A 2,215-nucleotide genomic window follows, 5' to 3' on the forward strand; every position below is an offset into this window, starting at 1 on the left:
CTTCTCTAGAACGCCAGTCCGGAAACGGCCTGGGGTTTTCGTTTATCGTCTGTTTGGCGCAAATATTAGAATGCCATCAGATCAACTTCTCTGCTTCCTTAACTTACCTGTACGGAAAAGTATTCAGGCGGGGTTTTGTCGGTGTTCACGTTTGCGTGATGGTTGGGGCGCTAGTCCTCGCAGTCGCGGAGACAGGGCTTTTGTTCTGCAACATGCAAGGCAAAACGAACGGCGCCTGGTGTCTCCATGCCGGGTTTCAGTTCCATCGTCGGGATCTGGTAGTCGCCGCCGTTTTGCTTTCGATATGGGATGGGCGTTGTCGTTGCGAGCGTGCGCATACGCTTGCGAAGTTGTTCGGACACAATTTCGAAGCGTGCGTCATCCAGTCGGTCCACCCTGTAAGCGACGAAGGGCGGTAGCACTGTGAATCCGGGATAGAACAGAATGCCATGGTTGATCGGAAACAGCAGATCGTCGATCTGACCATTGATCCCGCGTTCGGAATAATGCTCCGGCCAGCCTCCCGTCGTTACGAGCAGCATGGCGCGCTTGCCTGCCATCACGCCCTCGCCATAGCGATCCCCCCAGCGGCGATTGCTGTGTTCACCAACGCCATACGCAAAGCCACAGGCATAAACGCGGTTAACCCAGTCTTTGAGGATCGCGGGCATGGCGAACCACCAGAGCGGAAACTGAAGAATCACGGTATCGGCCCAGAGAAGTTTCTCCTGCTCTGCTTTCACATCATCTGTCAGGCCGTCCGCTGCGAATTCATGTGAAGATGCAGATGCCCCTTTCAGGCGCTCGCCGGTAGACAGATCCGGGAAGTCGCTGCGGTCGACGGCCGCTTTCCAGTGCATCGTATAAAGGTCCGAGACTTGCACCTGGTGTCCCTGCGATTGCAGTTCGGCGACTGCGATATCGAAAAGAGCGCCATTGAGAGAGTGTCGTTCGGGATGGGCGAACACGATCAGGATATTCATGCGCGGGGCCTTGTCTTTGCCAAAAAAATTCGTTTCCCGGTAAGACTAGGCGATAGGATATTCTTCTCCCATATGGAGATAGGGGAAGGCACAGTGCCGAAAAATGGAACAATCTCTGATCTCGCTGGAACGGATGCGAACCTTTGTACGCATCGCTGAACGCGGCAATCTGGCCGCCGTCGCCCGGGAAACGGGTGCCGGACAATCGACAGTAACGCGGCATCTGCGTGAACTCGAAGAGGCTTTGGGTGTCTCGTTACTGACGCGCACCACGCGCCGGACCGCGTTAACAGACGAAGGCACGCGATATTATGCGCAGTGCGTGCAGATTCTTTCCCTTGTGGAGCAGGCAAGTCAGGAAATGCGCGACACACGGCAGGCTACGGCCGGAACGGTGCGTATTTCCTGTACCGGTGCGTTGGGTGTTCTGCACGTCAGTCGTCTCATTTATGCTTTTCAGGATGAGAACCCAGACATCAGGGTGGAATTCGGTCTGACGGACGAGCGTATTGATTTGGTGCGTGACGGCGTTGATATCGCCATCCGTCTTGGTCCCCTGAGCGATTGCGCGATGAAACTGCGCTCCCTTGGTGAAAGCCAGCGCATGCTGGTCGCATCTCCCGAATGGCTGCGTCGCAACGGTCCGGTGCGGGGCCCCGAGGACCTGCGTCAGCTTGAGGGCGTACGGATGTCCCGTGTGCATGGATCGGACCGGCTGGTTTTGCGGAGCGCGAGGGGCAGAAATCACGCTGTGCCATTCCATGGTCGTTTGATCGTCGATCACGGTCTGGCAGCACGGGATGCGTTTCTTGCAGGTCGAGGCTACGGGCCGGCCCATCGCTGGCTGATAGAGGACTGCCTGCGGGATGGTCGTCTTGAGCATGTGTTACCGAATTATACGCTGTCGCCCGTGCCGCTGAGTATGCTGATCGCGCCGGAACGGACGAACCTGACCCGGGTCCGTCTCTGCGTTGATTTTCTTGCAGAGGGACTCAGGCAGGTTCCCGGTATCAGCCGCTGAGTGTCCAAAATTCGCTGTGACGTTAAGCCTGCGCGCGCACAAAGGTACTGGGGCGGGTTTTCGTCGAGATTCACGTTCGTGTGATTGGTGGTTTCCTAGGTGTTTAGTCCCGGGATTTGATGGGGTATTAATTTCACGCGAGTGGAAGGAAGCCTTATGGGACAGATACGTCATGGCAGCGCCACGACCACGCACGCCGTGCGAGCAGCAC

2 protein-coding genes are annotated in these 2,215 nt (G+C 56.8%); one reads left to right on the top strand and one right to left on the bottom strand.

All coding sequences use genetic code 11. The annotated features are described in order from the left end of the window. Positions 1-170: 170 nt before the first annotated feature. Positions 171-983 (bottom strand): NAD(P)H-dependent oxidoreductase, encoded by an 813-nt coding sequence (locus HKD32_RS15060; RefSeq protein ID WP_194258405.1) that lies wholly within the window; start codon positions 981-983, stop codon positions 171-173. Positions 984-1,086: 103 nt separating this feature from the next. Between HKD32_RS15060 and HKD32_RS15065 the strand changes: the two genes are divergently transcribed. Beyond that, a complete protein-coding gene (locus tag HKD32_RS15065) occupies positions 1,087-2,004 on the top strand; it encodes a LysR family transcriptional regulator (protein ID WP_010505819.1) in 918 nt (305 codons plus the stop codon). Positions 2,005-2,215 lie beyond the last annotated feature (211 nt).

Origin of the sequence: Gluconobacter japonicus, assembly GCF_015244665.1 — a bacterium.
Classification (GTDB): Bacteria; Pseudomonadota; Alphaproteobacteria; order Acetobacterales; family Acetobacteraceae; genus Gluconobacter; species Gluconobacter japonicus.

What these genes read in the sequence shown, in the direction of transcription:
- HKD32_RS15065 (WP_010505819.1), top strand. Translation starts at nt 1,087, where the DNA reads ATGGAACAATCTCTGATCTCGCTGGAACGGATGCGAACCTTTGTACGC.
- HKD32_RS15060 (WP_194258405.1), bottom strand. Translation starts at nt 983, where the DNA reads ATGAATATCCTGATCGTGTTCGCCCATCCCGAACGACACTCTCTCAAT.